The 2,216-nt window shown below is 69.0% G+C and carries 2 protein-coding genes; both read right to left on the reverse strand.

From position 1 onward, the window contains the following. Positions 1-113 (reverse strand): glyceraldehyde 3-phosphate dehydrogenase NAD-binding domain-containing protein (locus Q4I23_RS32285; RefSeq protein WP_282183793.1); only part of this gene is annotated, 113 nt, incomplete at its 3' end. A gap of 94 nt (positions 114-207) precedes the next feature. Next, positions 208-2,175: a transketolase gene (tkt, locus tag Q4I23_RS32290; RefSeq protein ID WP_498528947.1), complete on the reverse strand. Its 1,968-nt coding sequence runs from the start codon at positions 2,173-2,175 to the stop codon at positions 208-210. Positions 2,176-2,216: the final 41 nt, after the last annotated feature.

Below are 2,216 nucleotides of genomic sequence, written 5' to 3' on the forward strand. Positions count from 1 at the left end.
GCCAGGTCGTTGATCGCCACGACCTCCACGTCGTTGCGGCCGCTCTCGTAGATGGCCCGCAGAACCAGACGGCCGATACGGCCAAAACCGTTGATCGCTACCCGAACAGCCATTGTTTTCCTCCAGTCTGGCATTCCCCGACCCCGAACCGAACGGCTTGGGGCGGTCACTCCCGGCCCCGGACCGAAGTCCGGGGCGGCAATTCGATTACAAGCGCGCCTTCGCCGCGGCGACCACAGCCTCGGCGGTGATGCCGAAGTGCTTGTAGAGTTCCTGATAGGGGGCCGACTCGCCGAAGCCGCTCATGCCGACGAAGGCGACGGCCGTGGCGCCCGGATAGCCGAGCCAGCGGTCCCAGCCCTGACGGATGGCGGCCTCGACCGCGACGCGGACGCCGCTTCCGAGCACGGACGCCTTGTAGGCGTCGTCCTGCGCCTCGAACAGTTCGAAGCTCGGGATCGACACCACGGCGGCGCCGATGCCCTCGGCCTGCAACGCCTTGCGGGCCTCGGCGGCCAGCGAGACTTCCGAGCCGGTGGCGAGCAGCGTCACCTTGCGCTCGCCCTCGGCCTCCTGGATCACGTAGCCGCCGCGGGCGGAGCGGTTCTCCGCCGCGTGCTCGGTGCGCAGGGTCGGCACGTTCTGACGGGTCAGCGCAAGGACGGACGGGCCGTTGACCCGCTCCAGCGCGATCTGCCAGCACTCCGCGGTCTCCACGGCGTCGGCCGGGCGCAGGGTCAGCAGGTTCGGAATGGCGCGCAGAGCGGCCAGATGCTCCACCGGCTGGTGGGTCGGGCCATCCTCGCCGAGGCCGATCGAGTCGTGGGTCATCACGAAGATCGAGCGCTGCTTCATCAGCGCGGCCAGACGGATCGACGGGCGGCAGTAGTCGGCGAACTGCATGAAGGTGCCGCCGTAGGGAATGACGCCGCCGTGCAGCGCCATGCCGTTCATGACGGTGGCCATGCCGTGTTCGCGCACGCCGTAGCGGACGTAGCGGCCGTTGAATTCACCGCGGCCCTTCACGTCGGCGGTGTTCTTCGCCTTGGTGTTGTTCGACGGGGTCAGGTCGGCGGAGCCGCCGATCATTTCCGGCACCGCCGGGACCAGGATGTCGAGCACGTTGCCCGACGCGACGCGGGTCGCCCAGCTCGGCTTGTCCTCCGACACCTTCTTCTTGAAGGCGGCGATCAACTCGTCCAGGCCGGCGGGAACGCCGCGGTCCATGGCCGCCTCGAACGCCTTGCGGGCGGAGGGGTCCATCGCCGCGACGCGCTGCGCCCAGTCGGCGTAGGCGGCGTCGGCGCGGGTGCCGGCGGCGCGCCAGGCGTCCAGCACGTCCTGCGGAACGACGAAGGCCTCGTGCGTCCAGCCGAGATTCTCACGGGTGGCGGCCACCTCGTCGGCGCCCAGCGGCGAGCCGTGGCAGCCGTGGGTGTTGGCCTTGTTCGGGGCGCCCTTGCCGATGATGGTGCGGCAGGCGATCAGCGTCGGCTTGTCGGAGTCCTGCGCGGCCTCGATGGCCTTGGCGACGGCTTCCGGATCGTGGCCGTCGACGGTCGCCGTGTTCCAGCCGTAGGAGCGGAAGCGGGCCGGCGTGTCGTCGGTGAAGCTAAGATCGGTCGAGCCGTCGATGGAGATGTGGTTGTCGTCCCACAGCACGATCAGGCGGTTCAGCCCGAGATGGCCGGCCAGCGAGCAGGCCTCGTGGCTGACGCCCTCCATCAGGTCGCCGTCCGAGGCGATGACGTAGGTGAAATGGTTGATCAGGTCGTCGCCGAAGCGGGCGTTGGTGATGCGCTCCGCCAGGGCGAAGCCGACGGCGGTGGAAACGCCCTGGCCCAGCGGGCCGGTGGTCATCTCGATGCCCAGGGAGGGGTCGACCTCCGGGTGGCCCGGGGTCAGGCTGCCGAGCTGGCGGAAGCGCTTCAGCTCGTCGATGGTCATCCGCTCATAGCCGGTCAGGTAGCCCAGCGAGTAGATCAGCATCGAGCCGTGGCCGGCCGACAGGATGAAGCGGTCGCGGTCGGCCCAGGCCGGCTGCTTCGGGTTGAACTTCAGGAAGCGCGTGAACAGCACCGTAGCCACGTCGGCCATGCCCATCGGCATGCCGGGGTGGCCGGACTTCGCGGCCTCCACCGCGTCCATGGACAGCGCGCGGATGGCGTTCGCCATGGTCTGTCTCTTATACACATCTGACGCTGCCGACGATTATA

This window comes from Azospirillum sp. UFLA03-27, assembly GCF_059803775.1.

What these genes read in the sequence shown, in the direction of transcription:
- tkt (WP_498528947.1), bottom strand. Translation starts at nt 2,175, where the DNA reads ATGGCGAACGCCATCCGCGCGCTGTCCATGGACGCGGTGGAGGCCGCG.